This is a genomic window from Nonomuraea mesophila (genome assembly GCF_004352805.1).
GTDB lineage: Bacteria > Actinomycetota > Actinomycetes > Streptosporangiales > Streptosporangiaceae > Nonomuraea > Nonomuraea longispora.
The window spans coordinates 1-25,311 of sequence record NZ_SMLD01000049.1 but is presented as its reverse complement, the minus strand read 5'-3'; the positions used below and the strand labels follow the sequence as shown (position 1 = coordinate 25,311).

General features: G+C 72.2%; 29 protein-coding genes. 15 read left to right on the top strand and 14 right to left on the bottom strand.

Annotation, left to right across the window (positions count from 1 at the left end; all coding sequences use genetic code 11):
* Positions 1-96 precede the first annotated feature (96 nt).
* Positions 97-1,185 carry a Kelch repeat-containing protein gene (locus E1295_RS19970; RefSeq protein WP_132631843.1) on the top strand — a complete coding sequence of 363 codons (1,089 nt, stop codon included), beginning with the start codon at positions 97-99 and terminating at the stop codon, positions 1,183-1,185.
* A 115-nt stretch (positions 1,186-1,300) separates the two neighbouring features.
* On the opposite strand, the gene E1295_RS19965 is transcribed toward E1295_RS19970, so the two are convergent.
* On the bottom strand, positions 1,301-1,906 hold the full coding sequence (locus E1295_RS19965; RefSeq protein WP_132631842.1) for a TetR/AcrR family transcriptional regulator: 606 nt from the start codon (positions 1,904-1,906) through the stop codon (positions 1,301-1,303).
* 260 nt (positions 1,907-2,166) lie between these two features.
* Between E1295_RS19965 and E1295_RS19960 the strand changes: the two genes are divergently transcribed.
* The gene (locus E1295_RS19960; protein WP_132631841.1) at positions 2,167-2,889 is read left to right on the top strand and encodes an MFS transporter; all 723 of its coding nucleotides are present in this window, start codon (positions 2,167-2,169) and stop codon (positions 2,887-2,889) included.
* 11 nt (positions 2,890-2,900) lie between these two features.
* On the opposite strand, the gene E1295_RS19955 is transcribed toward E1295_RS19960, so the two are convergent.
* Entirely contained in the window at positions 2,901-3,950 is a 1,050-nt protein-coding gene (locus E1295_RS19955; protein ID WP_132631840.1) for an aldo/keto reductase, read from the bottom strand.
* 49 nt (positions 3,951-3,999) lie between these two features.
* Here E1295_RS19955 and E1295_RS19950 point away from each other — a divergent pair, with 49 nt between their 5' ends.
* Entirely contained in the window at positions 4,000-4,404 is a 405-nt protein-coding gene (locus E1295_RS19950) for a MerR family transcriptional regulator (RefSeq protein WP_132631839.1), read from the top strand.
* Here E1295_RS19950 and E1295_RS19945 read toward each other — a convergent pair.
* Both E1295_RS19945 and E1295_RS19940 read right to left on the bottom strand, forming a co-directional pair.
* Positions 4,344-5,303, bottom strand: a complete 960-nt coding sequence (locus E1295_RS19945; protein WP_132631838.1) for an aminoglycoside phosphotransferase family protein — start codon at positions 5,301-5,303, stop codon at positions 4,344-4,346. The two genes, E1295_RS19950 and E1295_RS19945, sit on opposite strands and share 61 nt — an antisense overlap.
* A gap of 57 nt (positions 5,304-5,360) precedes the next feature.
* A complete protein-coding gene (locus E1295_RS19940; RefSeq protein ID WP_132631837.1) occupies positions 5,361-5,786 on the bottom strand; it encodes a hypothetical protein in 426 nt (141 codons plus the stop codon).
* 119 nt (positions 5,787-5,905) lie between these two features.
* Between E1295_RS19940 and E1295_RS50190 the strand changes: the two genes are divergently transcribed.
* From E1295_RS50190 to prfH, 3 genes are all read left to right on the top strand, one after another.
* Positions 5,906-7,597, top strand: a complete 1,692-nt coding sequence (locus E1295_RS50190; RefSeq protein WP_220448801.1) for an SDR family NAD(P)-dependent oxidoreductase — start codon at positions 5,906-5,908, stop codon at positions 7,595-7,597.
* A 514-nt stretch (positions 7,598-8,111) separates the two neighbouring features.
* Positions 8,112-9,251: an RNA ligase RtcB family protein gene (locus tag E1295_RS19920; protein ID WP_132631835.1), complete on the top strand. Its 1,140-nt coding sequence runs from the start codon at positions 8,112-8,114 to the stop codon at positions 9,249-9,251.
* Positions 9,248-9,859 carry a peptide chain release factor H gene (prfH, locus tag E1295_RS19915; protein WP_132631834.1) on the top strand — a complete coding sequence of 204 codons (612 nt, stop codon included), beginning with the start codon at positions 9,248-9,250 and terminating at the stop codon, positions 9,857-9,859. The genes E1295_RS19920 and prfH overlap by 4 nt, the downstream gene beginning before the upstream one ends.
* Positions 9,860-9,981: 122 nt before the next feature.
* Here prfH and E1295_RS48790 read toward each other — a convergent pair whose 3' ends face one another.
* Positions 9,982-10,572, bottom strand: a complete 591-nt coding sequence (locus E1295_RS48790; protein WP_166427312.1) for a restriction endonuclease — start codon at positions 10,570-10,572, stop codon at positions 9,982-9,984.
* 69 nt (positions 10,573-10,641) lie between these two features.
* Here E1295_RS48790 and E1295_RS48785 point away from each other — a divergent pair, with 69 nt between their 5' ends.
* Positions 10,642-10,980, top strand: coding sequence for a hypothetical protein (locus E1295_RS48785; RefSeq protein WP_166427311.1), 339 nt, complete (start codon positions 10,642-10,644; stop codon positions 10,978-10,980).
* Positions 10,981-11,060: 80 nt separating this feature from the next.
* On the opposite strand, the gene E1295_RS19905 is transcribed toward E1295_RS48785, so the two are convergent.
* On the bottom strand, positions 11,061-11,687 hold the full coding sequence (locus E1295_RS19905) for a response regulator transcription factor (protein WP_181958015.1): 627 nt from the start codon (positions 11,685-11,687) through the stop codon (positions 11,061-11,063).
* Positions 11,688-11,944: 257 nt separating this feature from the next.
* Here E1295_RS19905 and E1295_RS19900 point away from each other — a divergent pair, with 257 nt between their 5' ends.
* Together E1295_RS19900 and E1295_RS19895 are read left to right on the top strand one after the other, a co-directional pair.
* Positions 11,945-12,229, top strand: coding sequence for a hypothetical protein (locus tag E1295_RS19900; protein ID WP_132631832.1), 285 nt, complete (start codon positions 11,945-11,947; stop codon positions 12,227-12,229).
* 124 nt (positions 12,230-12,353) lie between these two features.
* Positions 12,354-13,265 carry a LysR family transcriptional regulator gene (locus E1295_RS19895; RefSeq protein WP_132631831.1) on the top strand — a complete coding sequence of 304 codons (912 nt, stop codon included), beginning with the start codon at positions 12,354-12,356 and terminating at the stop codon, positions 13,263-13,265.
* On the opposite strand, the gene E1295_RS19890 is transcribed toward E1295_RS19895, so the two are convergent.
* The 3 genes from E1295_RS19890 to E1295_RS19880 all read right to left on the bottom strand — a co-directional run bounded on the left by E1295_RS19890 (position 13,258) and on the right by E1295_RS19880 (position 15,408).
* Complete coding sequence (locus E1295_RS19890) at positions 13,258-13,989, bottom strand: SDR family NAD(P)-dependent oxidoreductase (protein WP_132631830.1); 732 nt, start codon at positions 13,987-13,989, stop codon at positions 13,258-13,260. The genes E1295_RS19895 and E1295_RS19890 overlap by 8 nt on opposite strands.
* Positions 13,990-14,044: 55 nt before the next feature.
* Positions 14,045-14,839 carry an SDR family oxidoreductase gene (locus tag E1295_RS19885; protein WP_132631829.1) on the bottom strand — a complete coding sequence of 265 codons (795 nt, stop codon included), beginning with the start codon at positions 14,837-14,839 and terminating at the stop codon, positions 14,045-14,047.
* Between the two features lie 179 nt (positions 14,840-15,018).
* Positions 15,019-15,408, bottom strand: a complete 390-nt coding sequence (locus E1295_RS19880) for a hypothetical protein (RefSeq protein WP_246080149.1) — start codon at positions 15,406-15,408, stop codon at positions 15,019-15,021.
* A gap of 224 nt (positions 15,409-15,632) precedes the next feature.
* On the opposite strand from E1295_RS19880, the gene E1295_RS19875 reads away from it, so the two are divergent.
* Complete coding sequence (locus E1295_RS19875; protein WP_132631827.1) at positions 15,633-16,688, top strand: Glu/Leu/Phe/Val dehydrogenase dimerization domain-containing protein; 1,056 nt, start codon at positions 15,633-15,635, stop codon at positions 16,686-16,688.
* Between the two features lie 26 nt (positions 16,689-16,714).
* Here the strand turns inward: E1295_RS19875 and E1295_RS51020 are convergent, their stop codons facing one another.
* Both E1295_RS51020 and E1295_RS19865 read right to left on the bottom strand, forming a co-directional pair.
* Positions 16,715-16,930, bottom strand: a complete 216-nt coding sequence (locus E1295_RS51020) for an alpha/beta fold hydrolase (protein ID WP_246080154.1) — start codon at positions 16,928-16,930, stop codon at positions 16,715-16,717.
* A gap of 70 nt (positions 16,931-17,000) precedes the next feature.
* Positions 17,001-17,423 carry a hypothetical protein gene (locus E1295_RS19865; RefSeq protein ID WP_132631826.1) on the bottom strand — a complete coding sequence of 141 codons (423 nt, stop codon included), beginning with the start codon at positions 17,421-17,423 and terminating at the stop codon, positions 17,001-17,003.
* Between the two features lie 105 nt (positions 17,424-17,528).
* On the opposite strand from E1295_RS19865, the gene E1295_RS19860 reads away from it, so the two are divergent.
* Both E1295_RS19860 and E1295_RS19855 read left to right on the top strand, forming a co-directional pair.
* Positions 17,529-18,281, top strand: a complete 753-nt coding sequence (locus E1295_RS19860) for an alpha/beta fold hydrolase (protein ID WP_132631825.1) — start codon at positions 17,529-17,531, stop codon at positions 18,279-18,281.
* Positions 18,268-18,738, top strand: a complete 471-nt coding sequence (locus E1295_RS19855; RefSeq protein WP_132631824.1) for a MarR family winged helix-turn-helix transcriptional regulator — start codon at positions 18,268-18,270, stop codon at positions 18,736-18,738. The genes E1295_RS19860 and E1295_RS19855 overlap by 14 nt, the downstream gene beginning before the upstream one ends.
* A gap of 7 nt (positions 18,739-18,745) precedes the next feature.
* Here E1295_RS19855 and E1295_RS19850 read toward each other — a convergent pair whose 3' ends face one another.
* Entirely contained in the window at positions 18,746-19,684 is a 939-nt protein-coding gene (locus tag E1295_RS19850; RefSeq protein ID WP_132631823.1) for an AraC family transcriptional regulator, read from the bottom strand.
* An 85-nt stretch (positions 19,685-19,769) separates the two neighbouring features.
* Between E1295_RS19850 and E1295_RS19845 the strand changes: the two genes are divergently transcribed.
* Positions 19,770-20,615, top strand: a complete 846-nt coding sequence (locus E1295_RS19845) for an NAD(P)H-binding protein (protein ID WP_132631822.1) — start codon at positions 19,770-19,772, stop codon at positions 20,613-20,615.
* Between the two features lie 98 nt (positions 20,616-20,713).
* The gene (locus E1295_RS19840; protein WP_132631821.1) at positions 20,714-22,066 is read left to right on the top strand and encodes a M24 family metallopeptidase; all 1,353 of its coding nucleotides are present in this window, start codon (positions 20,714-20,716) and stop codon (positions 22,064-22,066) included.
* Here E1295_RS19840 and E1295_RS19835 read toward each other — a convergent pair.
* Positions 22,055-23,089, bottom strand: a complete 1,035-nt coding sequence (locus E1295_RS19835; RefSeq protein WP_132631820.1) for a saccharopine dehydrogenase family protein — start codon at positions 23,087-23,089, stop codon at positions 22,055-22,057. The two genes, E1295_RS19840 and E1295_RS19835, sit on opposite strands and share 12 nt — an antisense overlap.
* A 102-nt stretch (positions 23,090-23,191) precedes the next feature.
* Here E1295_RS19835 and E1295_RS19830 point away from each other — a divergent pair, with 102 nt between their 5' ends.
* Positions 23,192-24,139, top strand: a complete 948-nt coding sequence (locus E1295_RS19830) for a helix-turn-helix domain-containing protein (protein ID WP_132631819.1) — start codon at positions 23,192-23,194, stop codon at positions 24,137-24,139.
* Positions 24,140-24,208: 69 nt separating this feature from the next.
* Here E1295_RS19830 and E1295_RS19825 read toward each other — a convergent pair.
* Positions 24,209-25,311, bottom strand: a 1,103-nt coding sequence (locus E1295_RS19825) for a class I adenylate-forming enzyme family protein (RefSeq protein WP_132631818.1), incomplete at its 5' end; no start/stop codon positions are given.

Genomic DNA, 25,311 nt, shown 5'->3' with positions numbered 1-25,311 from the left:
AGCCCTGGCCGGTCGGGCGGGTTCCGGGCGAGCGTGATGGGGAGCTGCACTCCCCGGACCACCGAAGTTCCCGAACCAACGATGGCAAGGAGAATCATGAGACGCGGTATCGCCCTACTCGTCGGCGCGGTCCTGGCGGCCGGCCCCAGCCTGCCGGCGCACGCGCACCCCAGCCACCCGGCGCCCACGACACCTGCCGCGACGCCTGCGGCGGCCGACCCGACCTATGGAAAGGGGTGGCGGGCGCGGGCGGCCATCGGCGGCGGGCCCCGTCAGGAGCACAGCGTCGCCGCGCTCGGTCACCGGGTCTACGTCCTCGGCGGCATCGTCCCCGACCCGGCCGGCGGTGTCGTCACCACCGGGCGGATGGAGGTCTACGACACCCGGCGCGACACCTGGTCGGAGGCGGCCCCGCTGCCCGTCGTGATGAACCATCCCAATGTGGCGACGGTCAACGGCCGGATCTACGTGCTCGGCGGGCTGTCCGGTGGCGCGTCGTGGCAGGCCCTGCGTGACAGCTTCGTGTACGACCCGCGTACCGACCGGTGGACGTCCCTGCCGCCGATGCCCGCCGGCATCGAGCGGGGCAGCGCCGCCATGGGCGTACGCGGGACGAAAATCTATCTCGCGGGCGGCATGCGCACGCTGACGCCCGGCGCCGGCGGCCTGCAGGACACGGTGGACCTCGTGTCGTCGTACGACGTCGTGACCGGCCGGTGGGAGAGCCTGCCGAACCTGCCGCAGGCGCGCGACCACGTCGGCGGCGCCATCATCGGCGGGACCTTCTACGTGCTCGGCGGCCGCGACCGGGGGCAGGTCAACGTGCGCGACACCGTGTACGCACTCGACCTGCGCTCGCGCCGCTGGTCGGAGCGGGCGCCGATGCCGACGGCCCGGGGCGGCATCGCGACCGCGGCCGTGGGCAACAAGATCTACACGTTCGGCGGCGAGGGACGGCACGACGGGACGAACCCGAACACGGTCTTCTCCGAGACCGAGGCGTACGACACGGCGCGCGACCGCTGGGTGCGCCTGGCGCCGATGCCGGTGCCCCGGCACGGGACCGCCGCCGTCGCGGTGGGCGGCACGATCTACATCCCCGGCGGCGGCACCGCGGGCGGCGCGGCCCCCGTGGACGTCAACGACGCCTACCGTCCGTCGGCCGCCGGACGTCAGCCCTCCTGATCGGGTGAGAACGATGCGCCCGGCGGGAAACTGCTCTCCCGCCGGGCGCGTTCGTGCTGGTGATGGTGGTTTCCCGGTACGCCGTAACAGCGTTCCATCGGGTCCGTACGGGCTCTCAGGCGGCGTAACCGCGCAGGAAGGCGCGTACGGCCGCCTCGGCGTGCGCGCGGGCCTGCTCGGGAGGAAGCGGGTCGAGGTGCGCGGGGTCCTGGGCGACCAGGGCCATGAGGTGCAGCGCGGCCACCTCGGCGTCGTCCAGGCGCAGCCCCGGCAGGGAGGCGAGCCGGGCGGCCAGCTCGCTGCGGACGCGCAGCAGCCCGGCCCGCAGCCAGGCCTCGACGGCGGGGCGCGGAATGTGCTCGGACTCGGCGCGGATCTGGCGGATCAGGGCGAAGTGTCCCGCGTCCTCGTCGTTCCCGGCGACGAAGGCCAGGGCGAAGTCCACCAGATCGGCCTCGAGGTCGGTGACCTTGCGCAGGTGACGGTCGATCAAATCGCTGTGCCGGGCCCGGACCCGGCCGGCGCTCTCCTGGATCACCGCCTGGAACAGGGAGGCCTTGTCGGTGAAGTGGTTGTAGATCGTGCGTGTCGAGACGCCGGCCTCTTTGGCGATGGACTCGATGCTGGAGCGGACGTAGCCGTCCCTGGCGAACACCGTGCTCGCGCCGTTCAGGATCGCCTGACGTTTCTCCGCGGTGCCGCCCCGTGGTCTGCCTGCCACCGACGCTCCTCCCAGTCCGCACCGGGCTCGGTCAGCCCGTCCCCGCACCAGCAGGAGGCGCTGGCCCACATGCTGGACGAGGTCGTCGCGTGGTCGGGAGCCCTGCGCTCACTACGGGTCGCGGCATGACCTCCCAGCTGGAGCGGGCCTTTGGAACTCCTGGTCGCTGGTCGGGTTCCGGGTGCTGCAGGAGCTCGGCGGTGGGCTGCTGATACCGGTGGGCATGACGATCGTGCTGCGCCGCCGGGCACTTCCTGAGGATGGCGCTCGGGGCCGTGCTGATCGCCGGATTCGTGCTGCGGGCCCTGACGGCGGCCGAGCCGCTGCTGCAGCTCCGGTTGTTCGCCAGGCGCCGGCTCGCGGCGTCCGCGGGGACGCTGGTGGTGGTCGCCGGAGCCTACTTCGGCTCGATGGTGCTGCTCCCGCTCTACTACCAGCTCGTACGCGGCCAGGACCCGGCCGCCGCCGGCCTGCTCGGCGTCCCGCAGGTGCTGGCCACGGGCATCATCATGCAGGTCGCCACCCGCCTCGTGGACCGGATCCCGCCCGGCCGGATCGTCGCCCTCGGCACGGTGCTGGCGCCGTCGGGTCTCCTCGTGCTCGCCTGGCAGCTGGCCGCCGACACGCCGTACTGGACGATCATCGCCGCCACGGTCGTGATCGGCATGGGAGTGAGCATGACCATCATGCCCGCCACCGCAGCGGGCACCCGCGGGCTGTCCCACGCGGAGGCCCCGGCGGCCGGCACCGGCCTGGTGATCATCCAGCAGGTCGGCTCGGCCACCGGCACCGCGATCATCACCGCCGCACTCGGCCGCTCCCTCGCCACCCGGCTGCCCGGCACCGACGGCCTCGACCAGGCGTTCGGCCTGCCTCCCTCGGCCGCCCCCGCGCTGGCCGCGTCCTTCCAGGACAGCTACCTCTGGGCCGGCGCCATCATGCTGCTGTCGCTCGTGCCCGCCCTCTTCCTGCCCCGCCGTTGACCGCCTGCGGGTCAGCTCGCGGCGCGGTCGGCGAGCGGGCGGCGGCGCAGCGCGGGGTCGGTCAGGGGCGCGGGGCTCCAGAGACCGACGGGGTGGTAGACGTTGGTGCCGGGCGGCACGAGCTCGTCGATCCGGTCGAGCACGGCGTCGTCGAGCACCAGCGAGGAGCCCTTCAGCAGGTCGTCCAGCTGCTCCATCGTGCGCGGGCCGAGGATGACCGAGGTGATCGCCGGGTGTGACGCGACGAAGGCGACGGCCAGCGCCGGCAGGGTGCAGCCGAGCTCGTCCGCCAGCTTCACCAGCTCCTCGACCACCTCCAGCTTGGCCGCGTTGACCGGAATGGACGGGTCGAACCGTTCCGGAGCGCTCGCGGCGCGGCCCCGCGACATGTCGGCCTGCTGCCCCTTGCGGTAACGGCCGGTCAGGAACCCCCAGCCCAGCGGGCTGTAGGTGAGGACGCCCATGCCGAGCCGCTGTGCCGTGGGAAGGACGTCTCCTTCGATGCCGCGGGCCAGGATGTTGTAGGGCGGCTGCTCGGTGCGGAACCGGTACAGGCCGCGCTGCCGGGCCACGTGGTAGGCCTCGACCGTCTCGTGCGCGGGGAAGGCCGAGCTGCCGAAGGCCCGGATCTTGCCCTGCCGTACGAGGTCGGTCAGTGCGGAGAGCGTTTCCTCGATGTCGGTGCGGTGGTCGGGGCGGTGGATCTGGTAGAGATCGATCCAGTCGGTCCGCAGCCGCTTGAGGCTCGCCTCGACCTCACGCATGATCCAACGCCGCGAGTTGCCGCCGCGGTTGGGCCCCTCCCCCATCGGGAAGTGCACCTTCGTCGCCAGCACCACCTCGTCCCGCCTGCCCTGCAGCGCCTTGCCCACGATCTCCTCGGATTCGCCCGCCGAGTACATGTCGGCGGTGTCGACGACGTTGATCCCGTGGTCGAGGGCGGTGTGGATGATGCGGATGCTGTCATCGTGGTCGGGGTTGCCGGCCGAGCCGAACATCATGGTGCCGAGGCAATGGGTGCTGACCTCGATACCGGTGCCGCCGAGAATGCGATATTTCATGGTTGGGAACCGTAGAATCTAGAGCGGACTCTAGGTCAAACTGGGCCGCATGGCAGGTTTGAGCATCGGCCAGGTCGCCGAACGCACCGGGCTCAGCGTGCACACGCTCCGGTTCTACGAGCGGGAGGGGCTGCTGGCCCAGCCGGTACGACGGGGAACCTCGGGACACCGGGTCTACAGCGAGGACGACGTCGACTGGCTGGGCGTGTGCATCCGGCTGAGAGCCTCCGGCATGCCCCTGACCGACATCCGGCGCTACACCGAGCTCGTCAGGGCGGGCCAGGGCAACGAGGCCGAACGGCTGGAGGTGCTGCGCGAACATCGGGGACGGGTGCTCGCCCAGATGCACGAGCTCGGCCAGTGCCTCGAACTGATCACCCGCAAGGTGGCCGTCTATGAGGGCCGGCTGGGGTTGCGGGACGACGTTCCCGAGTGTGCGCCCTCCGTGCGCTGAACGTCCTGCAGCACACGGTCAAGGGCCGCCCGGCCTGCCGGTCCCCAGTGCGGCTTGCCACCGGGAAGGCCCCGATCTCCGTTCTGCCCCATGAGCATCAGGAAGAGGCTCTTCATGGCGGCCAGCCCGCGGGCGCGCCGGATCGCCGCCTCGTCCGCATGCGCGTACAGGTCGAAGAACCGCGAAGCCGTGCCTGCGGGGAGCAGCACCCACGCGGCGGCGAGGTCCCACGCGGGATCGCCGGCGAAGAGGGCACCGAAATCGATCACGCCCGAGAGCGTCCCGTCCGAGACGACGACGTTCGCGGGATGGAGGTCGCCGTGCACCCACACCGGCGGGCCCTCCCACTCGGGGGCCGCGACGGCATCGGCCCAAACGGCCCGGACGGCTCCGGCGTCGCCCACGACGTCCGGGTCAAGGGCCTGCAAGGACTGTTCGAAGCCGTCCGTGCACCTCTTGGGGTGAGCGCCGAAGTCCGCACTCGGCGGCGCCTCGGCCGGCGCCTGCACATGGAGCGCCCTGAGGAAGCCCGCCAGCGTGTCGGCCGCGTGGGCGCCGCGGCTGATCGAGCCGTGGTCAAGCGGCTCGCCGGGGACCCACGTCATCACGGTCCAGTGCTTGGGGAAGCGCTCGGACGGTTCGCCGAACCGCACCGGGGTCGGCACCGCGAGCGGCAGGCGCGGGGCCAGCACGGGCAGCCACCGCCGCTCCTTGAACTGGAGCTCGGGGGTGGGGTCCATCCGTTGCATGCGTACGGCCAGTTCGTCCCCGAGGCGCCACATCTGGTTGCCCCAGCCGCCCGCCACCTCGCGGACGGCCAGCCCCGCGAGGTCCGGGTGTTGCTCCCGCAGCAGGTCGCGGACCAGGCCCGCGGTGATCTCGATCTCGGTGCCGGTCATACGACGTCACAGTACCGAGACGGTGGGCGGGTCCGCGCCCACGTCGTCGCGACGAGGTCAGCCGCAGTGCACGTTGTTGAGCTTGCGCGAGTTCCAGGCCGGAATGATCGCTTCGACGTCGATGCACTGGTTGGGCGCGGAGACGTACACCGGGCCGGCGTAGTGCGTGAACTCGCCGGCGTCCGAGTCCTTCCCGCTGCCGTCGCCTCGCGAGATGATGACCCCCTTCCAGCTCTTGGTGTTGGCGTACTTGCCGTAGCCGTAGGTCAGGGCGCAGTTCTTGCCGGAGCTGGAGCTGTAGTACACCTCCAGCGTGCCCGTGCGGCTCCCGTTCGTCTTGTCGTTGACGGCGTAGACGCCGACCCGGCTGTAGCTGCTGCCGCAGGGTCCGGCCGCGCTTGCCGGGGCGGCGCCCAGCACCATCGTGGTGGAGGCGGCGACGGCCGCGCCGGTCAGGAGGGTCGCCAGCTTGCGTGTACGCACAGAAATCCCTTCAATCGATTGATGCTCACGACATGAGACCACAGATGCCGCCGCCGCGCATGACAGGGTGTTCGGCCGGTCTTGCGTTCGAGCGCGCTCGAAGGCATAACGTCCCCGCCATGACGACAAAGACCTGGATCATCACCGGCGCGTCCCGCGGTTTCGGGCGCGCACTGGCCGAGTCGGCGCTCGCGGCCGGCGACCGTGTGGTCGCGGCGGTGCGCCGGCCCGAGAGTGTGGCCGATCTGAAGGCCGGCCACCCGGACCACTGCCTGGTCGCGACGTTCGACGCCCGGGACGTCGCCGCGGCCGCGCCCCTCGTACGCGACACCCTTGACCGCTTCGGCCGGCTCGATGTGCTGGTCAACAACGCCGGCCGGGCCGTGGTCGGAGCGGTCGAGGAGGTCAGTGACGCGCGGCTGCGCGAGCTGATGGACGTGCACCTGTTCGGCCCCGCGGCGCTCGTACGCGCGGCGCTGCCCGCGATGCGTGAGCGGGGCTCCGGGACGATCGTGCAGATGAGCAGCCAGGGTGGGCGGACGTCGTTCCCCGGGGTGGCGGCGTACTCCGCGTCGAAGTTCGCCCTCGAGGGCTGGTCCGAGGCCCTGGCGGGAGAGGTCGCCCCGTTCGGGATCCGCGTGATGATCGTCGAGCCCAGCCGGTTCAGGACCGGTTTCCACAGCGGCGACGTAATGGAGTTCGTCGAGCCGTCCGCGACCTACCGTGACGTGCTCGCCGACGTCCGTGCGGACATGGCCGGGGTCGACGGCCGTCAGGAGGGTGACCCGGTGCGGGCGGCCGGGATCATCGTGTCCCTCGTGCACGGCGACGAGGTGCCGCTGCGGCTGCCGCTCGGACGCGAGGCGGCCGAGCCGCATCTCGCGCGCCTACCGGCGCGGCCTGGACGAGGTCGAGCGGTGGGCCGAGACCGCCCGCAGCGCCGACTTCGAGGGCGTCCCCGCATCGGTACGACCCGTCCAGGCTCCGGGCTCATGACCACCGACGATCTGATGGCCAGAGCGCTCGAAGCGCTCGGGGATGACGGTCCGCTGTCGGCCGAGGCGATCCACCGCCTCGCCGACCTGACCGACCTGCCCGAGACGATGACGATCGCCGAGGTCGCCGGCCTCCTCGACATCACGCCGCACACGCTGCGCTACTACGAGCGCACCGGGCTGGTCGAGGTGGCCCGCGACGGCAGCGGTCATCGCGTGTACGACGCCGCGGTGGTGCGGCGGCTGGTGTTCCTCACCCGGATGCGGTTGTCCGGCATGCCGATGCGTGACCTGCGGCACTACATCTCGCTCGTCGACGCCGGGGAGCACACGGTGCCCGAGCGGCTTGACGTGCTGGTCGAACATCGCGACATCATCCGGCGCCGGATCCGTGAGCTGACCCTCTCCCTCACGGCTGTCGAATACAAGATCGCGACGTACGGCGGGTCGGCCGGGCCGGACGTGCCCTGGTCAGTTTCCCCTGGCGGCGCGGCCGAGGCGAATGGCCGAGACGAGGAAGAAGATGCCGCCGGGGACGGCGTAGCCGGCCGCGTTGGTCAGCGTCGGGTCGGGGGCGGAGGCGCCGAGGATGAACGACGTGCCGGCGAGCACGGAGATGCCGCCACTGATGATCATCGGCCACTGGCCGCCCATCCCGCGGCGGGTGACGCCCACGCTCAACTGGACCGCCCCGGCCACGACCGCCCAGGCGCCCCACACGCGCAGCACCGCCGGGATGCCGGACGTGCAGGCGATGGCCACGCCGACGGCGGTGATCAGGCTGACCGCGATGTTGACGTACAGCAGGGCGGGTGATCCGGTGGCGCGCGACGCGCGGGCGTCGATGACGGCGGCGGCCACGTCGAACAGCGGGTAGAGCACGAGCAGGGTGACCGCGAGCGGGCCCAGGTTCGCGGCGGTGGTGAACATCACGAGCGCCCAGACGATGGCGAACGCGAACCGGGCGAAGTACAGCCGCCGCAGGGTGAACGCGGTTCCTGAGATGCCGGGCGAAGCGGTGATGGAGCTCATGGGTGATCCTTCTGCGGAAGTTGGCATACGAGACAGAATGTTCTGTCTTGCTCAGCCTGCAACTCGCGACGGCACCTTGTCAATACCGAACGTTCTACCTACCTCTGGTCGCCTCCGAAGGGACGGCGAAAATCGTTTGCCCCGCTGAGCGGGGATCGGGGAACGTGGTCCTCATGATGCTCTGACGGACCGCACCCCACTCCCCCAGACGCCACGGCGCCCGACTCGCGCCGTGATGCCGCCTGCCCGACTCCCCTTTTTCAGCGAAGAGAGCGTCTTGTCCGAACAACCTCCTGCCATGGGGGCGGCCACCGTGACGGTGTTCGCCTCCTCCACGAGCTGGATCGAGTCCGATGCCGTCGCGCAGTGCCACCAGGTGGCCGCCCTCGACGGCATGCTGCACGTCGCCGCCATGCCGGACCTGCACCCCGGCAAGGGCGCCCCCATCGGCGCCGCGATGACCGCGTCCCTCGTCTACCCGTTCCTGGTGGGCTCCGACATCGGCTGCGGCATCGCCGTGTTCCCCGTCAAGCTCAAGCGGGCCGTACCCGAGAAACTGGCGGCCCGCTTCCCCGACCTCGATCGTGCGCTGGACCCCGAGCGCGATGCCGGCGATCCCGCCTGGGACGTGCTGAAGGGCGACATTCCCGCCGGCCACGTCGAGGGCCTCGGGACGGTCGGGCGGGGCAACCACTTCGTCGAGCTGGCGAAGATCGGGACCGTCTTCGAGCCCGGCCACGCGAGCCGGCTCGGGCTGGAGGCCGGTGACCTGGTGCTCATCGTCCACAGTGGGTCCCGGGGGCTGGGCGAGCGGATCCTGCGGGCGCACACCGAGGTGCACGGCGCGGGTCCCACCCCTGATCCCACCGGCTACCTGGCCAGGCATGACGAGGCCGTACGGTGGGGGTCGCTCAACCGGCGGCTGCTGGCCGCCCGGGTCGCCCATGCCCTGGGAGCCGAGCCCACCGAGCCGATCGTCGACCAGTGTCACAACCTGGTCGAGGTCCGCGACGGGACCTACCTGCACCGCAAGGGGGCGGCGCCGGGCGACGGCCGCGACGTGCTCATCGCCGGCACACGAGGCACCCCTTCCTACCTCGTGGCCGGCCACGCCGGGCCGGACGCCGGCCATTCCGTGGCGCACGGCGCGGGCCGCAAGATGTCGCGGGCCGACGCGCTGCGCCGGGGCCGGGCCAAGCACACCGTCGAGGAGCTGCGCCGCACACCGGTGGGGTCGCTGGTGGTGTGCGGCGACCGCCAGCTGCTCTTCGAGGAGGCGCCCACGGCCTACAAGCGCATCGAGCAGGTCATCGCCGACCTCGTGGACCATGACCTGGCCACGCCGATCACCACCACGATCCCGCTGGTCACGTACAAGACGGCCGACCTCGGGTCCACGCCCCGGAAGGACCGGCGCCGCAAGCGGGGCCGGCCATGAGCGTCCACCTGCTCCTGTCCGCCGGGCGCGGCCCGCAGGAGTGCGCCTGGGCCCTGGCCCACCTGCTGCGCCGCCTGGAGGGCGACGCCGCCCGGCACGGCCTCGAAACCCGCCGGGCTCACACCGTTCCCGGCGACCGGCCCGGCACGTACCGATCGGCCCTCGTACGCATCGCGGGTGACGGCGCCGAGCCGTTCGCCGCCTCGTGGACCGGAACCCTGTGCTGGCAGGCCCCCAGCCCGTACCGATCCAGCACCGGCCGCAAGAACTGGTACGTCATCGCGCAGCCCTGCCAGGTCGACGCCCCGCGCACGACGTTCGACGAGGCGGAGGTCGACATCGTCGCGTGCCGCACCGGAGGCCCCGGCGGCCAGCACCGCAACAAGGCCAGCACGGCCGTACGCGCGACCCACCGTCCGACGGGGACCGTCGTCGTGGTCGACACCGAACGCCGGTTCAGCCTCAACCGCCGCATCGCCCTGCGGCTGCTGCGCGAGCGCATCGAACACGGCGACGAGGCGGCGGAGCGGGCCCTCACCACCGCCCGCCGGCGCGTCCACGACGAACTCGTCCGCGGCAACCCCACCCGCGTCGAACGCCCCCGCTGACCCGGGTGGAACCCGGCGATCGGCTAGGTGGAGCGCCCGCTCGCGGCGAGCGGGCTCAGGTGGAACCCGCACGTCACGACCCCGCTCACCCTCACCCAGGGCCAGGGGTGGGGCGCGAGGACTCACCTGGCTTCGTCTTCGGCCGGCATGCGGGCCGAGCGCGCGGGCAGCAGGGTGACCGTGCCGAGCAGCCAGTCGGCCAGGCGGTCGCGTTCGACCAGGATCAGCGGCTGCCGCGCGCCTAAGGCCTCGGCTCTGGCCTGTTTGGTGAGGCGGCCGGAGGTGACCAGCACTCCCGTGTGGCCGGCGAAGGTGTTGGCCAGCGCGCCGAGGAAGTTGCGCACCTCGGGCGCGCCCACCGTCCTGCTGTAACGCTTGCACTGGACGGCGTACCGGCCGTGTCCAGGAGCGACGGCCGTGATGTCCACCCCGCCGTCGCCGCCGCGGCCGCATTCGCGCACCTGGCGGAACCCGTCGGCGATCATCCGCTCGGCGACGAGATGCTCGAACGCCGGACCCGGCAGACGATCGACCTTCTCCAGCTCGGCGTTGCCGGCCAGGAACCGTTCCCTGTCCGCCTGGATCATGCGGTGCCGGAGGACGAGCCCGCCGGCGAACAGCACGGCGAGCAGGCCGGCGATCCCCGCCGCCCAGACCGGGTGATTGACGGCGAACCACACGATGACGACGCCCAGCAGACACGTCGCCGTCACCGCCGCCTCTCTTCTCCTTCTCCGCCTGCCGCGCCTCTTCCTGGAGCCCCTCGCCATGGTGCCTCCTCGATGAGAAGTGTTGAGGACGAGTGTGAACGGGAGGACCGACAGAACGACGCGGCGGTGCCCGGTCCGCGGTGGCATGAACGTGACTTTTCCGTCAGGGGGTGTGGCGGCGACCCGGAGGCCCCCCGCGACCTGCTGCCACTGCGGATGAACATCTTCGAGGGGGTGGCGGACTGTCATCGGCACTGGGACCCCCTGAAGGTCAGGGAGGCGACGCCCGGCCTGGTCGACCAGTGGATCTTCCTGCTCGACCGGATGGACCGTCATGCCCGGCCGCCCGGACTGCTGCGACCGGTCATCGACGTTCTCGCCGCGACGCAGGCGCGGATCATCGGATCGTGATCGCACGACCGTGGGCCCGGCCCCGGACACCCGCGACCGTGGCAGGCGGGCCCGGCCCCGGACGCCCGCGGCGGGCGGGATCAGCGCCGGACGTTCCTGAGGCCGTCCTCGGCGGTCTCGGTCCGGTCCGGCACGGCGGCGAGCCAGCCCCGTTCCTGCGCCCGGACGATCGCCTGGATCCGCGTCGTGACGCCCATCTCCCGGTAGAGCGCCTGGAGCAGCCGGAACATGGCACGCTCCGAGTAGCCGGCCCGGCCGGCGAGCTCGGCCACCGTCGCGCCCCCGGCGAGCTGGCGCAACCACGAGAGCTGGTGCGGGCTGAGCGTTCCCGGGCTCGTCCCGTCCTGGTGCACCCCGGTGACCAGCGCGGTGACCACCTCCGCGGGCAGCACCGCCTGCCCGTCGAACGTCGCCTCCACCGTGCGCCGCAACGCCGTCGCCGTCACCTCGCGCGGCAGCACGGACCGGGCGCCCGCTCGTACCGCCCGCGTCCCGAGCACGGCGGACTCCTCCACGAGCAGCACGATCACGCCGTGCGCGCCGCCCGTGTCGCGTAACCGTCCGAGCAGTTCCCAGTCCTGCTCGCGTACGAGGGTCAGCAGCACCACGCCGCGCCGCTCCTGGCGCACCCATGCCAGCAGGTCGGCCGGGGACTCGACCACGTACCCCGCCGTGGACAGGACGGCGGCAACCCCCTGGCGATACATAGGCAGAGGGTCGACAACCGCGACATGGACGGTCACCGGTGGCAGGATGTCCCTTCTCCACGACTACAGCGGCGACCGGCGGGTAGCCGATGCGAGCGGGGCTCCAGCCTAGATATCGAGATCGTCAGGTGCCCAGGATCACGGGGCGGATCGGGCAGGTTTCTGCGGCCTGTCGTCAGGTGCCCGCCACGGACCGTTCATGGACCTGCGGTGCGAACCCTTCCTAGCGTCGGAGCCAACCACGCCAGGAGGTCTTCATGGACAGGAGTGACCCCGCACCCTTCTACCGCATCCTCACCGACAACCCGGACGCCTCCAGGTCGTCACGGCCGGGGCATCACATCGAGGAGGACGACCGGCTGGCCATCCTGGAGGTCGCGAAGAAGTTCTCGACCACGGCGGCAATCAGGAACGAGCTCGTGAGATCCGAGGCCGAGATGGTCTGCCGGCTCGGGGGAAACCTGCTCCTGGCGCTGGTCGAGGCGGTCACCGGCCGAGGGAGTGGGGGCGGGGGCGACGAGGACCGCATGCCGGTCTCCTGACCGCTCATGGTGTCGCCGATGTCAAGCGGCGGGCGATCTGTCGCATCCGCCCGTGCTGTAACCTCTGATTACACGATTACAGCGGGGTGGGCCGCGATCCATCGCACGGAGGGTACGGACGCCGATGAGCCTTCGTCAGTACGAGTACGCCCTGGCGGTCGCCGAGGAGGGCTCGGTGACGGCGGCGGCCGAGCTGCTGCGCGTCGCTCAACCGTCGGTATCCCAGCAGATCCGCGGCCTGGAGCGGGAGCTCGGCGTGCAACTGTTCACCCGCACGCCGAGCGGGCTGGTGCCCACCGTGGTCGGCCGCGCGTTCCTGCGGGAGGCGGAGGTCGCCGTCAACGCGGCACGGCGGGCCAGGGCGACGGCGCGGGCCGGCGCCGACGAGCTGGTGGGCGAGCTGCTGGTCGCCGCGCAGATGGGACTCGGCACGCGGCAGTTGCCGAGCGCGCTGAGCGAGTTGCGCCACCGCTTCCCGCGGCTGGAGGTCACCGTCTTCGAGGAGCCCAACCCCGCCGAGATGGAGCGGCTGGGGCGCCGGGGCGTGCTGGACCTCGTCCTGGTGGCCGCGACGTGCGACGAGGGCAACGCCGTCGCCCACCATCTCGGCGACGAGGAGTTCGTCGTGGTGCTGGGCGCCGGGCACCGGCTGCTCGCCGAGGACCGGGTCGAGCTGCGCGATCTGGGTGCGGAGCCCTGGGTGCGCTTCGACCGCGACAGCACGCTCGACTGCGTGATGCAGGACGTGCTGCGCGACAACGAGCTGGCCCCCGCCACGGTCGCCCGCGTGTCCCAGACCGGCACCGCCATCCGCTGGGCCGCCCACGGGCTGGGGATCACGCTCGTCCCGGCCACCGCGGTGCCCCAGGACTACGAGCACCTCACGCGCCGGGTGTCGCCGGCCGTGTCACAGCCCGTCATCGCCGGGCTCCGCCACGGCGCGGGCCCGGCGGAGCTCGCCCTGCTCGAACTGCTGCGCCAGGAGACCTGGCACCGGTCCCCTACGCCGGCACCGGCGGGCGCGCCCGCTAGATGACGGCGCCGCCGGCGTCGACCTGGAGCGTGGTGCCGGTGATGTAGGCGGCGCGAGGAGAGGACAGGAAGTAGATCGCCTCGGCGATCTCGCGCGGATCGGCCGTGCGCTGGAGGCCCAGCGCCTTGGCCACCCCCTCGTTGCCCTCAGGGCCATATTCGGCCAGCACCCCTTCGGTACGGGTCGGGCCCGGAGAGACGGCGTTGACGCGGACGCCGCCGCCGGCGAACTCCACCGCCCACGTGCGGGTCAGCGAGGCCAGCGCGGCCTTGGACGCGCCGTAGACGGAGGCCCCGGCGAAGCCTCTGGTCGCCGCCAGCGAGGTGACGTTGACGATGCTGCCCTCCCCCTTGTCCAGCATGTACGGCACGAGCGCGGCGACCAGGAAGTAGGCACCACGCACGTGGGCGTCGAAGAGGTATTCGTACCCCTCCAGGCTCTGCTCGACGGTGAGCGAGGAAGGGAAGGCGCCGGCGTTGTTGACGATGATGTCGGCCGGACCGCTCCGCCGGCCCAGTTCGGCGACCGAGCCGAGGTCGGCCATGTCGGCGGCGACGAAGCGGACCGCGCCGTCCTCCTGCGCGGAGTGCGCGGCGTTCTTGCCGCGCTGGACGTCGCGGCCGGCGATGACGACCTCGGCGCCCGCGCGGGCCAGCAACCGGGCGGTCGCCAGCCCGATGCCGGACGTGCCGCCGGTGACCAGCGCGGTCTTTCCCTGCAATTCCATTTCAGTGTGACCTTTCATGCCGCCCTGCATGCGCGGGAAGGAGAAATAGCGGCGTTCAGCCCATGGGGAATTCGCCGCCGTCGATGATGAGATTTCTTCCGGTCAGCCAGCTTGCCCGTTCGGAAACGAGGAAAAGCACGGCGTCGGCGATGTCCTCCGGCCGGCCGTCGCGTCCCACTGGCACGGTGACGTCTTCGGCGTCGCTCTCCTCCGGCGCGATGCCCATGCGCGTGGCCACCTCCGCCCATCGCTGCCGCGTCTCCACACCGCCGGGGGTGTCGACCCTGCCGGGTGACACGGTGTTGACCCGGACCCCGAACGGGGCCAGTTCGAGGGCCAGCCCCCTGCTGTAGGTCACCAGCGCCGCCTTGGCCGCCGCGTAGTGCAGGAACATCGTCACCTCCGGCGACAGGACGGCCGCCGAGGAGATGTGCACGATCCTTCCCCAGCCCCGTTCCCGCATCCCCGGCGTCAGCAGCGCGTCCAGCCGCACCGACGCCAGGTAGTTCAGGTCGAGCGCGTCCTGCCACTCCTCGTCGGGGATGGCCGCACTGCCCTCGTACGGCTGCGCCCCGCCCACGTTGTGCACCACGATGTCCACGCCGCCGAGCAGGTCCTGCGCGGCCTCGGCGAGCGTTCGCGCCCCGGCCTGGCTCCGCACGTCGGCCGCCACGAACGCCGCCCCCTCCGGCGCCGTGCTCGCCGCCGACCTGGCGGTGGTGAGCACCTCGGCGCCCGCGTCAAGAAGGTGGCGTACGACGCCCGCGCCGATCCCGCGGGTGCCGCCCGTGACGAGGGCCCGCTTCCCCGCGAGTTCTGGTGTTGCCGTCTGTCTTTCGACCACGGTCATGCCGTCGGTCCTCTCGTCGATGAAAAATCCGGCGTGCACGATCCGCGATTTCCGCGGCGTGCATCTCGTTCAGCTGTTTCACGCTACGTCCGGAAAAGAACGAGAGGCAAAGACGAAATAGCGACGGGCGCCATAGGAGATTCCTATGGCGCCCGATTCACTCCCCCGCGACCGGTCACTCAGTAGATGCGGTACTTCTTGCCGCAGTTGTCGAACTTGCCGGCCCAGCAGGTGAACGTGTACACCTTCTTGATCCCCCGGCCGCTCCAGGCGCCCGCGACCTTGCCGTCCCACGCCTTGTTGAACCTGGTCCAGTGGCCGTTCTGGTACACCTCGAACCAGACCCAGCCCTTCTTGCCACCGACCTTGTCCACCCCGTACCACTTCGTGAAGACCTTGCCGTGGTTCTTCCACGTCTTGCCGAACGTGTACGCCTTGCCGTCGCTGGAGAAGAACTTGCCCCAGGTCGTCGTGGAGTGCGTGCTCGCCTGGGCGGCGGCCGGGCTCAGGGCGAGGCCGGTGACGGCCATTGAACCGGCAAGAGCGGCGATTGCGAAGGTCTTACGCATTTCGGGTTCCTCCCCCGTGTCGGTGTGATCCGGTGAGAGGGACATTACGGAGACTCTCGGGGATCAACTGTGGACGAATCCACACAGCGGATGTGATCGGCGCCACAACCGCGTTCCGGGGCTTCCAATGACGAAGGTGGACATTCGGGCGATCGGCGTCGAGATTGGTCGGCAGGCGCGGCCATCGCCCGGCCGGCGCCGAACGTACGACGTGAGGAGCGCGCATGAGGATCGTGGACCTGACGGACGGATACATCGCCTTCGACCTCGACTGCCCGACGAGCGCGGGCGGCACCCGGCTGGCCCCTGACGTCACCCCTGGCGAGGCCGGGCTGCTGGCGCGGGCGATGACGTACAAGCTGGCCCTGCTCGGCGAGCGGATCGGCGGGGCCAAGGCGGTGCTGCGGGCCCGGCCAGAGGACCGTGCGGCCGTCCTGGCCCGCTACTGCGAGGAGATCACCCCGATGGTCGAGAAGGGCACTTTCGTCACGGCCTCGGACCTGGGCACGCATGCGCGGGACTTCGCCTCGCTGCCCGGTCACCGTACCGGCTCGGTGATGCACCAGGAGGTCGGCGGCGAGCTGGTGGACACGATGGTGACGGGCCTCGGCGTGGTGGTCGCCGCGCAGAGCGCGCTCGGCGGGCTGGCCGGGCGCACGTTCGCGGTGGAGGGGTTCGGCAAGGTGGGCGGCGCCGTCGTACGGGAGGCCGCGCGGCGAGGTGCGCGGCTCGTCGCCCTCTCGACGCTGCACGGCTGCGTGAGCGACCCCGCCGGGCTGGACGTCGCCGCGCTCGAGGAGGTGCGCGCCGAGCACGGCGACGCCTGCGTGACCCTGCTCGGCCTGCCGGTACGGCCCGCCGAAGCGCTGTACGAGGTGGCCGCGGACGTGCTGGTGCCCGGAGCGCGGACCGGCACGCTGAGCGCCGGGCGCGCCGCCGGCGTGCGCGCCCGCGTGATCGCACCGGCGGCGAACGTGCCCTACACCAGGGCCGGGCTGCGCACCCTCGCGGAGCGCGACGTGGCGGCGCTGGCCGACTTCGTCTGCGGGGCCGGCGCGACGATCGGCTACCTCGCCGAACGCGCCGGCCGGTTGCCCGACGCCGCCTCCGCGCGGGACCTGGTGGAGGAGCGCATCGCCCGGTTCACCGGGCAGGCGCTGGAGCATCCCGGCGGGCCGTTCGCGGGCTCGTGCGCGCTTGCGGAGGAGTTCCTCGCCACCTGGCGCGACCCCGCCGACCTCGCCGGCGGCCCTCCCCTCGCTCCCGAACCGGGACGGTGAGCGGACCCGCTTCCCGGTGAGCCCTGTCAGCCGAGGAAGTCGAGGAGGTGGGCCAGCAGGGCCTCCGGCCGCTCTTCGGGGATGAAATGGCCGTATTCGGGAATCTCGGCGCCTGTCACGTCGTCGGCGTACTCACGCCAGATCTCCAGGGCCGGCATCCGGGCAGGCAGGCCCACGGAGCCCCACAGGGCCAGGACCGGCATCGTCAGCCGGCGGCCGTGCTCGATGAGCCGATGCGGCAACCGCGTCAAGGCTCAGCGCCACCACCTCCGCACCCGCGCCCCCGGCTGAACGGCGCTCTTTCCAGGGGAACTACGTCGCCTTCCGGGCCTCCCGCATCTTCCCCGTGGCGAAATAGCCGACCGCGACCCGGTAGAAGCCGGAGATCGACTCGCCGCCTTCGAGCCCGGCACGGAACTGCTTGCGTACCTTCGTGAAAGGGAAGGCCGTGCTGCCGTCGGGAAGGAGCACGCCCCACGCCTCGCCGTCGTGCCGGTGCCAGCGGCCGCCCGTGGCGGCCACCAGGCAGGCGCCCAGGAACGACCCGAGCACGCCGACCAGCCCGTCGATCCGCTCCGGGTCGAAGCCGGGGCGGGCACGCTGACGCTCGATGAAACCCTCCACCCACGCGACGGACTCCGCGTCGAGGCCGAAGTCGATGTCGCTGAGCGGTGCGAGTTGCTCGATGGCCAGGTCGACGTTCGCCTCGATCTTCCGCAGCTCCTCTGCCTCCATCCTGGGATGGTCGCACCGGCCGCGGGACCGATCAATCGGGTTTCCGGCCCGACGGGCACAATCCAGATTAATTGACACGACATACATGTCGTGTAATCTATTGGCATGACGAACCAACCGACGCTGGTGTTCATCCCCTGCTTCTCCGGAGCCCCCTGGGATCTGACGCGGCTCACCCCGCTGGCCCACCGCCCGCGACGCACCTTCAGGCTTCCCGAAGGCGTGTCCGACATGGAGGCCTACGCCGACGCCGCCGCCGCGCACGTCGCCGACCTGGACGACTACGTGCTGGTCGGCGACTCGTTCGGGGCGAACATCGCGCTGGCGCTGGCCGTGCGAAGGCCGGCCGGGCTGCGCGCCCTGGTGATGTCCGGCGGCTTCGCGGCGAACCCCGTCACCTCCCCTGTCTGGAGGAGCGCCATGCGGGTCATGGGCAAGCTGCGCGGCGGCCTCTACCGGCAGCTGGCACTGCGCGCGCACGCCCGCCGGCTGGCCTCCCCGCACGACCGTGAGGGCCAGGTGCCCTGGAGCGCGGCCGACAGCCGCAGGTTGTTCCTGGAGCACACCCCGGCGGCGTCCTTCGGGGCCCGCGTCGGCGCGGCGCTCACCGCCGACTACGTCGACCGGCTCGATCGCGTACGTGTCCCCACCCTGATCATCACGCCGTCGCACGACGAGCTGATCGGCGAGCAGGCGGCCGAGACCATGCGTACGGGCATCGCCGGCTCCCGCGAGGTCGTGCTGGACAGGACCGGGCACATGTTCCGTTTCACCCACCCCGAGACCTACGCCCAGGCCGTCGAGACGTTCCTGGCCGAGACGGCCGCCGACCGCGGGATGGCCCATGCGGCCCGCTGAGGAGCTCAGATACCTGATCCTGGCCGCGCAGCGGGAGGGCAACCGGCTGCTCGCCCAGGCCCTCCGCCCGCTCGGCATCACCCCCTCCCAGGCCGAGGTGATCCGGGTCCTGGGTGAGCGCGGCCCTCTGACGCTCAACGGCCTCGGCGAACTACTGGTCTGCGAGAGCGGCAGCAGCCCGAGCAGGCTCGTGGACCGGCTGGTCGGCATCGGCCTGGTCAGGCGGGACGTGGCGGCCCACGACCGCCGCCACATCGCCCTGTCGCTGACCGCGGAAGGCGACGATCTCGTACGGGAGATCGCCGAGATCGAGGAGCGGCTCTACCGGTCGATCGACGCCGCGGCCGAGGACCGCGACGTCGAGCAGATCCTCGGTTTCCTCAGGGCGTTCGTCGGCGGCCTGCCCGCAGGCGAAGCCCTGGCCCGCCGCGCCCCCCCGCCGGCGGATCCCGGCTGAAGGGCCGTCAGGCCGCCTGCAGGCGCCGGTGGGCCGTGGGGCTGATGCCGCGCAGCCGTTTGAAGGCGACGGACAGGGCGAAGGCGTTCGCGTAGCCGACCCGGCGGGCGATCGTCTCGACGGTGTCGTCCGTCGCGCGCAGCAGGTCGGCGGCCAGGGTGATCCGCCAGCCGGTCAGGTAGGCGATCGGCGCCTCGCCGACCAGGGCGGTGAACCGGCGCGACAGGCTCGCGCGGGAGACGCCGGTGCGTTCGGCCAGCCCGACGAGGGTCCACGGATGCGCGGGATCCTCGTGCAGCAGCCGCAGCGCGAGGCCGACGACGGGGTCGCCCTGCGCGCGGTACCAGCCGGGCGCCTGCGACTCCGGCCTGGCGAACCAGGCGCGCAACGTGGTGATCAGCGCCAGGTCGAGCCACCGGTCGAGCACGCTCTGCTGGCCCGGCTGGTCCTGCTGGACCTCGCCGAGCACCACGTCCATGACGTGCCCGGCGACGTCGGCGGCCGGCACCACCAGCACCGGCGGCAGGGCGGCGAGCAGGCGGCGGCCGACGTCTCCTTCCAGCGGGTAGGTGCCGCTGATCACCATGGCGGCCCCCTCCGGACGCGCGCCGTGCGTACGGACCCCGAGCCGCGCGCTGTAGTCGACGGGGGCTCCCGGCAGAGGTTCGCAGCGTCCGCCCGGGTGGATGCGCAGTTGCGGCGCGGTCGCGGGGTCGTCGCCCACGATGTACGGCTCCGGGCCGCGCAGCACGGCGACGTCGCGTTCCTCCATCCGGACGGGCGCGAGGCCGTCGCGGACGATCCAGGCAGAACCGCGGATGAGGGACGCGAGCGCGAGCGGCGCCTCGTCGGCGATGTGCAGCGCCCACGGCGGGTCCATGATCGTCAGGTTGAAGACCCCGCCCCGGGCTCTGGCGCCGGCCAGCAGGTCGTCGAGCACGTCCACGACCCCAGCATAGGTGAGATTCACAGACATGGAAATGCGCTGAACAGCCATGGTCTGTCTCACCCTTTCGCGGTGAACTCGTCACATGACAACAACACCGATCCTCATCCTGGGCGGCGCGGGCAAGACCGGCCGCCACGTCGCCGAGCGGCTGCGGGCGCGCGGCGTCCCGATCAGGCTCGCCTCGCGATCGAGCGAGCAGCGCTTCGACTGGTACGACGAGAGCACCTGGCCCGCGACGGAGGCCGGGATCGACACGGCCTACCTGGCACCGCCGTACGACCCGCCGGGGCTCGCGCGGGCCGGGCGGTTCGTCAGGAAGGCCGCGGCCGGCGGACTGCGCCGGGTGGTGCTGCTGTCCGGGCGCGGCGTCGGCAGCCCCGGCCGCGAGTTCGAGGTCTACCACGCCCAGCTCGAACTGGAGAACGCCGTCAAGGACAGCGGCGCCGGCTGGACCATCGTCCGGCCCTCCTGGTTCATGCAGAACTTCAGCACGGACTTCATGCACGCGCAGGTGCTGGCCGGCGAGTTGCGGCTGCCCGCGGGCGACGGCGCGGAGCCGTGGATCGACACCGAGGACGTCGCCGACGTGATGGTGGCCGCGCTGCTGGACGAGAGGCACACGGGCGAGACGTACTCGCTGTCCGGCCCCCGCGCCCTCACCCTCGCCCAGGTCACGGCCGAACTGTCCGCCGTGACCGGCCGGCCCATCGGGTACGCCGCGCTCGAACCCGAGGAATTCGTCATCGAGATGGTCGGCCAGGGCGCGTCCCAGGTCGAGGCGGAGGCCGTGCGCGACCTGCTGGCGGTGATCCGCAACCACCGCTCCGGCCATCTCTCCGACGGCGTGCGGCAAGTGCTCGGCCGGGAGCCACGCGACTTCACCGACTGGGCCCGGACCACCGCGCGCACCGGCGTGTGGACGTCATGACGCTCCCCCGCGCCCACCTCCGCCGCCAGACGGGGACTCCGTGTCCCTGGGTGGGTTGAGCCTTCTCCAGCCGCTCGCCGGCGCGCACCGTTGGTGACATGGCAACGACGAAGCAGCCCGGCGGGCGGCGCCCCCGCCCGAACCGGGTCCACGACGCTCCCGAGGAGCGCGGCATGACCGTCCCGACCCTTTCGACGGCCGAGCGGGACCGGCGGTGGGAGCTGGCACGCGCGTTCATGGAGCATGAAGGGCTCGACGCGCTGCTCGTCTTCGGCGAGCACGAGGACGCCGGTCCGGCTCAGGTGGCGTACGACACGTGGTTCACCAACGGCCGGCCGGGGACGACGGTGGTCTTCCCGCGGACCGGCGATCCGCTCTGCCTGCTCCCCGGCCCGCTGTTCATCGCGGACCACCTGGAGTCGTCCCGCCGCGACGACATGTGGATCCCGCCCGGGAACCTGCGCGGTTCCCGGCACTCCGCGGCGATCGCCGAGACGCTCGGCGGGCTGGGGCTGGCGAAGGGGAGGATCGGCGTCGTGGGGCTCGGCCCGCACCTGCCGTGGCACCCCGAGGGCATCCTGCCCTACCGGCTCTGGGACACCGTCCTGTCGCGCTTCCCGCAGGCCGAGTTCACGCCGGTCGACGTGGCGTTCGCGCAGCTCGTCAGCCGGCTGAGCCCGGAGGAGCTCGACCTCGTACGCCACTCCGCGGCCATCGGCGACGCCATGGTGCGCGCCATGGTCGGGACCGCCGCTCCCGGCGTTTCCGAGAGCGAGGTGTACGCGGCCGGCATGTCCGAGGGATACCGGCGGGGAACGCTTCCCGCGGCCATGCACTTCTGGTCAGGCCCTGACCAGGTCGCCTCCGCCCCGCCGGAGTGGGGCTACCGGGCCAAGGCTCCGCGCGTCCTGCTGGAGGGCGACGTGATCTACGCGGAGGTGTTCTGCAACTTCGGCGGACGCCACACCCAGCACCAGGTGACGATCGCCGTCGGCGAGGTGCACGAGGACTTCCACCGCGCGGGGGCCGTCGCCCGCGCCGCCTACGACGCGGGCCTCGAAGCCCTGCGCCCTGGGCGGACGTTCGGCGAGCTCGTCGAAGCGGTGCACGAGCCGATCCTGGCGGCCGACGGTTCGGTGTACAGCATCGCGGTGCACTCGCTCAACCCTGGCCTCGCGCTGGGCGCCATCCGCACCGACGTCGGCGGGCTCCCCGGCGCCGAGGACTACCCGCCCGTGCCGGAGGGCGGCACCCTCTTCGCCGACATGGTGCTCGAACCAGGGATGACCTTCGTCCTGGAGCCCAACTACGCCTTCGGGCGCCGCATGGTGCACCTCGGCGGCACGGTGGTCGTGGGCGAGGACCGGCCGGTCGAGCTCAACCCGTACACGGCGAAGATCCTGCGGGCGGCCGGAACGCCGGCTCCCGGTCACCGCCGCTCAGTCGCGTGAGCCGAGCGGGGCGTGCACCGTCACGTGCGGTGACAGGGCGTCGAGGAAGCCGGGCGCGTCGAAGGCCGCGCCGGCGGAGACCACGCCCGTCGCCTTGGTCCGGCCGGTGAGGATGCGGTCGACCGCCTCCACGGCGAGCGGCGCGCTGACGGCGTAGATGTCCTGACCGGTGGCGGCCACGCGGCGTTCGGTGCCGCCGGAGCGGACGACGACGTCGACGAGGAAGGTCTGCGCGCTGCGGCCCCGCTCGTCGACGGCCGTCGGCGCCGAGGCGTCGGGAGCGGACAGGTCCGCGGCCGCGTTGGCGCTCATGTACGTCCGCACCTCGGGAACGGCCAGGTGACTGGGAACCGTGACGACGTCGGCCATGGTGAACTCCCCGATGACGCTCTGGAGACCGAGCGGCGCCGGGAAGTCCCACTCCAGCGTCGGCAGGGCGTCGTCGTGGTACTCCAGCCGCCCGCCGGTGAAGCGGACGCGCCTGCCGCCCCGCCGCTGCCCCGACACCACGCCGGAGGCGACCGTGCCCGCGGTGGGATGCCAGCTGCTCAGGCCGTAGGCCACGTGCACCTCGTCCGCGGCCGTCCAGTCGCCCATCGCCGTGGTCACCAGCAGGTCGCCGAGGCCGCCGTAGAAGGCCATCGCCGGGACCACCACGGTGCCGACGGCACGGGCGGGCTCGGCGAAGTGCGCGAACGTGTCCACGTTCGCCTCGATCTCGGCCGCCACGTCGACATAGGGGATGCCGGCCCGCAGCGCCGCCTCGACCAGCGGGCCGGCGGTCCGGGCGAAAGGCCCGGCGCAGTTGATCACGGCGTCCGCGCCGCGCAGGGCGCGGTCGAGGGAGTCCGGGTCGTCGGCCGACGCCTGCCTCACCTCGGGCTCCGCCGCCAGCGCCAGCAGCTTGTCCCGGTCGCGGCCGAGGAGCAGCGGCGCGTACCCGCGCTCGCGCAACTCGGCGACCACGAACCGCCCGGTGTGCCCGTAGGCACCGAACACCGCCACATTCCGACCCGACGTCATTGCTGCTCCCACCTGCTCGAACCTTTGCGATACGGAGATCCTCCCGTCCGGGGGCCACTCAAAGCTAGTGTCCGGAACGACATGACCCGTACAATTACCGACATGACTCCTGACCCGCGCTCCGTCGCGGTCGCCGCCACCGACGGCATGCTCCACTTCGAGCTGGCCCTGGCCTGCGAGGTCTTCGGCTCGGCCCCCGCCGTTCTCCCCGGCCCCTGGTACGACGTCAAGGTGTGCGGCACGCACACCGTCCGGGCCGACCGGTTCATGCTGGAGCCGGACTGCGGGCTCGACCGGCTGGCACGGTCCGCCACCGTGATCGTGCCCGCCCTGGCCGACGTCGACGTGGACCCGCCGGCCGACCTGGTCGAGGCGGTGCGGGCCGCCCACGAAGCGGGCGCGCGGGTGGTCTCCCTGTGCACGGGCGCGTTCGTGCTCGCCGCCGCCGGCCTGCTCGACGGGCTGCGCGCCACCACGCACTGGGCGCACACCGAGCAGCTGGCCGCCCGCCACCCCCGCGTGGTGGTCGACCCCGACGTGCTCTACGTCGACAACGGCAGCGTGCTCACGTCCGCGGGCAAGGCCGCGGCGATGGACCTGTGCCTGCACCTGGTACGCCGCGACCACGGCTCGGCCGTGGCCAACGTGGTCGCCCGCCGCCTGGTCGTGCCGCCCCACCGGGCCGGCGGCCAGGCCCAGTTCGTCGCCACACCCGTGCCCGACCAGGACGGCCATCCGCTGGCCGAGCTGTTCCCCTGGGTGATGCGGCGCCTGGACCAGCCGCTCACCGTGGACGACCTGGCCCGCCAGGCGAACATGAGCTCACGCCACCTCACCCGGCACTTCCACTCGGTCGCCGGCACCACCCCGCTCCAGTGGCTGCTGATGCAGCGCATCCGGCGCGCGCAGGAGCTCCTGGAGACCACCGACGAGGGCGTCGACGCCATCGCCGCGGCCTCGGGCATGGGCACGGCGGCGACGCTGCGCCGCCACTTCCAGCGCACGATCGGCGTACCCCCGGACACGTACCGCCGCACGTTCCGCGCCTGACCCCCGAACGCCGGTCAGAGTCGCTTGATCAGGAACCGGCACGGCTCGGCGACCTCGTGCCGCACGCCGTCAGGCTGGTCCGCCGGGGATGAGGAGGCGTTTGGCCGGTTTCCCGCTCGGCCCTGACGGCACCTCGTCGATGACGGTGATGGTCGCCGGCACGCACCCGTCGCCGAGCCGTTCCCTGACCATGGTGCGCAGCGCGCCGAAGTCGGGGGTGCGGCCCGCCCTCGGGATGACGAACGCGTGCACCGCCTCGCCGGTGTCCTCGTCCGGGGCGCCGACCACGTACGCCTCCGCGATGTCGGGGCAGGCGGCCAGGGCCCGCTCGATCGGGCCGGCGTAGTGGAGGTTCGCGTTGACGATGATGACGTCCCGCGTGCGCCCGACCAGGTAGAGGCGGCCCTCCTCGTCGAAGTGGCCGAGGTCGCGCGTGCGCACCCACCCGCCGGCGAACACCTCCGCCGTCTCCGCCGGGTCGGCCCAGTAGCCGAAGGCCTGCGAAGGTGTGCGGACGTACAGCTCGCCGTCGGTGCCGGCGGGAACGGGCACGCCGTCCGGGTCCCTGATCTCGACGTCCACGACGTCGGGCGGGAAGCCGACCGAGGGCGGAACGTCCGACGGCGTGGCCATGGAGATCATGCCGGTCTCGGTCTGCCCGTAACCGTGGAAGACGACGGGGCCGAGCACCTCGCGGGCCTCGTGGAGCCGGGACGCCTCCACCGGCGAACCGGACACCATGAGCGCGCGCAGGCTGCTCAGGTCGGCCGGCGCGGCACGTTGCGCGGCGACCAGCCGGTAGAGCCGCGGCACGGTGACGACACTGGCCGACGCCCGGTGCTCGACGATCGCGTCGGGGAACACCGGCTTGTCGGCGACGACCATGGTGCCGCCGGCGGCGAGCGTGAGGATGCCGTACTCCACCATGACCTGGCTGGCCAGCGAGCCGAACACGAGGTAGCGCTGGAGCCGGGAGGCCAGCTCCCTGACCGCGGGCGGCCACGCCGCCGGGCGGGCCGCCCAGGCGGCGTCCATGGCGGCGTACGTCTGCGCGCAGGCCTTGGGGGCGCCGGTGCTGCCGCTGGTGTGGACGAGCCGGGCCACGTCGTGCGGGCGGCCCGACAGGCGCAGCGGGCCTCCGTCGTCGGGGTGCTCCAGCAGGTCCTCGACGG

Excerpts from the sequence above, each read along its gene's own strand:
- E1295_RS19840 (WP_132631821.1), top strand. The coding sequence starts at position 20,714 with ATGGCAACGACGAAGCAGCCCGGCGGGCGGCGCCCCCGCCCGAACCGG.
- E1295_RS19830 (WP_132631819.1), top strand. The coding sequence starts at position 23,192 with ATGACTCCTGACCCGCGCTCCGTCGCGGTCGCCGCCACCGACGGCATG.
- E1295_RS48785 (WP_166427311.1), top strand. The coding sequence starts at position 10,642 with ATGAGAAGTGTTGAGGACGAGTGTGAACGGGAGGACCGACAGAACGAC.
- E1295_RS19945 (WP_132631838.1), bottom strand. The coding sequence starts at position 5,303 with ATGACCGGCACCGAGATCGAGATCACCGCGGGCCTGGTCCGCGACCTG.
- E1295_RS19960 (WP_132631841.1), top strand. The coding sequence starts at position 2,167 with ATGGCGCTCGGGGCCGTGCTGATCGCCGGATTCGTGCTGCGGGCCCTG.
- E1295_RS19835 (WP_132631820.1), bottom strand. The coding sequence starts at position 23,089 with ATGACGTCGGGTCGGAATGTGGCGGTGTTCGGTGCCTACGGGCACACC.
- E1295_RS19845 (WP_132631822.1), top strand. The coding sequence starts at position 19,770 with ATGACAACAACACCGATCCTCATCCTGGGCGGCGCGGGCAAGACCGGC.
- E1295_RS19900 (WP_132631832.1), top strand. The coding sequence starts at position 11,945 with ATGGACAGGAGTGACCCCGCACCCTTCTACCGCATCCTCACCGACAAC.
- E1295_RS19905 (WP_181958015.1), bottom strand. The coding sequence starts at position 11,687 with ATGTATCGCCAGGGGGTTGCCGCCGTCCTGTCCACGGCGGGGTACGTG.
- E1295_RS19950 (WP_132631839.1), top strand. The coding sequence starts at position 4,000 with ATGGCAGGTTTGAGCATCGGCCAGGTCGCCGAACGCACCGGGCTCAGC.
- E1295_RS50190 (WP_220448801.1), top strand. The coding sequence starts at position 5,906 with ATGACGACAAAGACCTGGATCATCACCGGCGCGTCCCGCGGTTTCGGG.
- E1295_RS19955 (WP_132631840.1), bottom strand. The coding sequence starts at position 3,950 with ATGAAATATCGCATTCTCGGCGGCACCGGTATCGAGGTCAGCACCCAT.
- E1295_RS19860 (WP_132631825.1), top strand. The coding sequence starts at position 17,529 with ATGACGAACCAACCGACGCTGGTGTTCATCCCCTGCTTCTCCGGAGCC.
- E1295_RS19875 (WP_132631827.1), top strand. The coding sequence starts at position 15,633 with ATGAGGATCGTGGACCTGACGGACGGATACATCGCCTTCGACCTCGAC.
- E1295_RS19855 (WP_132631824.1), top strand. The coding sequence starts at position 18,268 with ATGCGGCCCGCTGAGGAGCTCAGATACCTGATCCTGGCCGCGCAGCGG.
- prfH (WP_132631834.1), top strand. The coding sequence starts at position 9,248 with ATGAGCGTCCACCTGCTCCTGTCCGCCGGGCGCGGCCCGCAGGAGTGC.
- E1295_RS19885 (WP_132631829.1), bottom strand. The coding sequence starts at position 14,839 with ATGACCGTGGTCGAAAGACAGACGGCAACACCAGAACTCGCGGGGAAG.
- E1295_RS19865 (WP_132631826.1), bottom strand. The coding sequence starts at position 17,423 with ATGGAGGCAGAGGAGCTGCGGAAGATCGAGGCGAACGTCGACCTGGCC.
- E1295_RS19920 (WP_132631835.1), top strand. The coding sequence starts at position 8,112 with ATGGGGGCGGCCACCGTGACGGTGTTCGCCTCCTCCACGAGCTGGATC.
- E1295_RS19880 (WP_246080149.1), bottom strand. The coding sequence starts at position 15,408 with ATGCGTAAGACCTTCGCAATCGCCGCTCTTGCCGGTTCAATGGCCGTC.
- E1295_RS19890 (WP_132631830.1), bottom strand. The coding sequence starts at position 13,989 with ATGGAATTGCAGGGAAAGACCGCGCTGGTCACCGGCGGCACGTCCGGC.
- E1295_RS19970 (WP_132631843.1), top strand. The coding sequence starts at position 97 with ATGAGACGCGGTATCGCCCTACTCGTCGGCGCGGTCCTGGCGGCCGGC.
- E1295_RS19895 (WP_132631831.1), top strand. The coding sequence starts at position 12,354 with ATGAGCCTTCGTCAGTACGAGTACGCCCTGGCGGTCGCCGAGGAGGGC.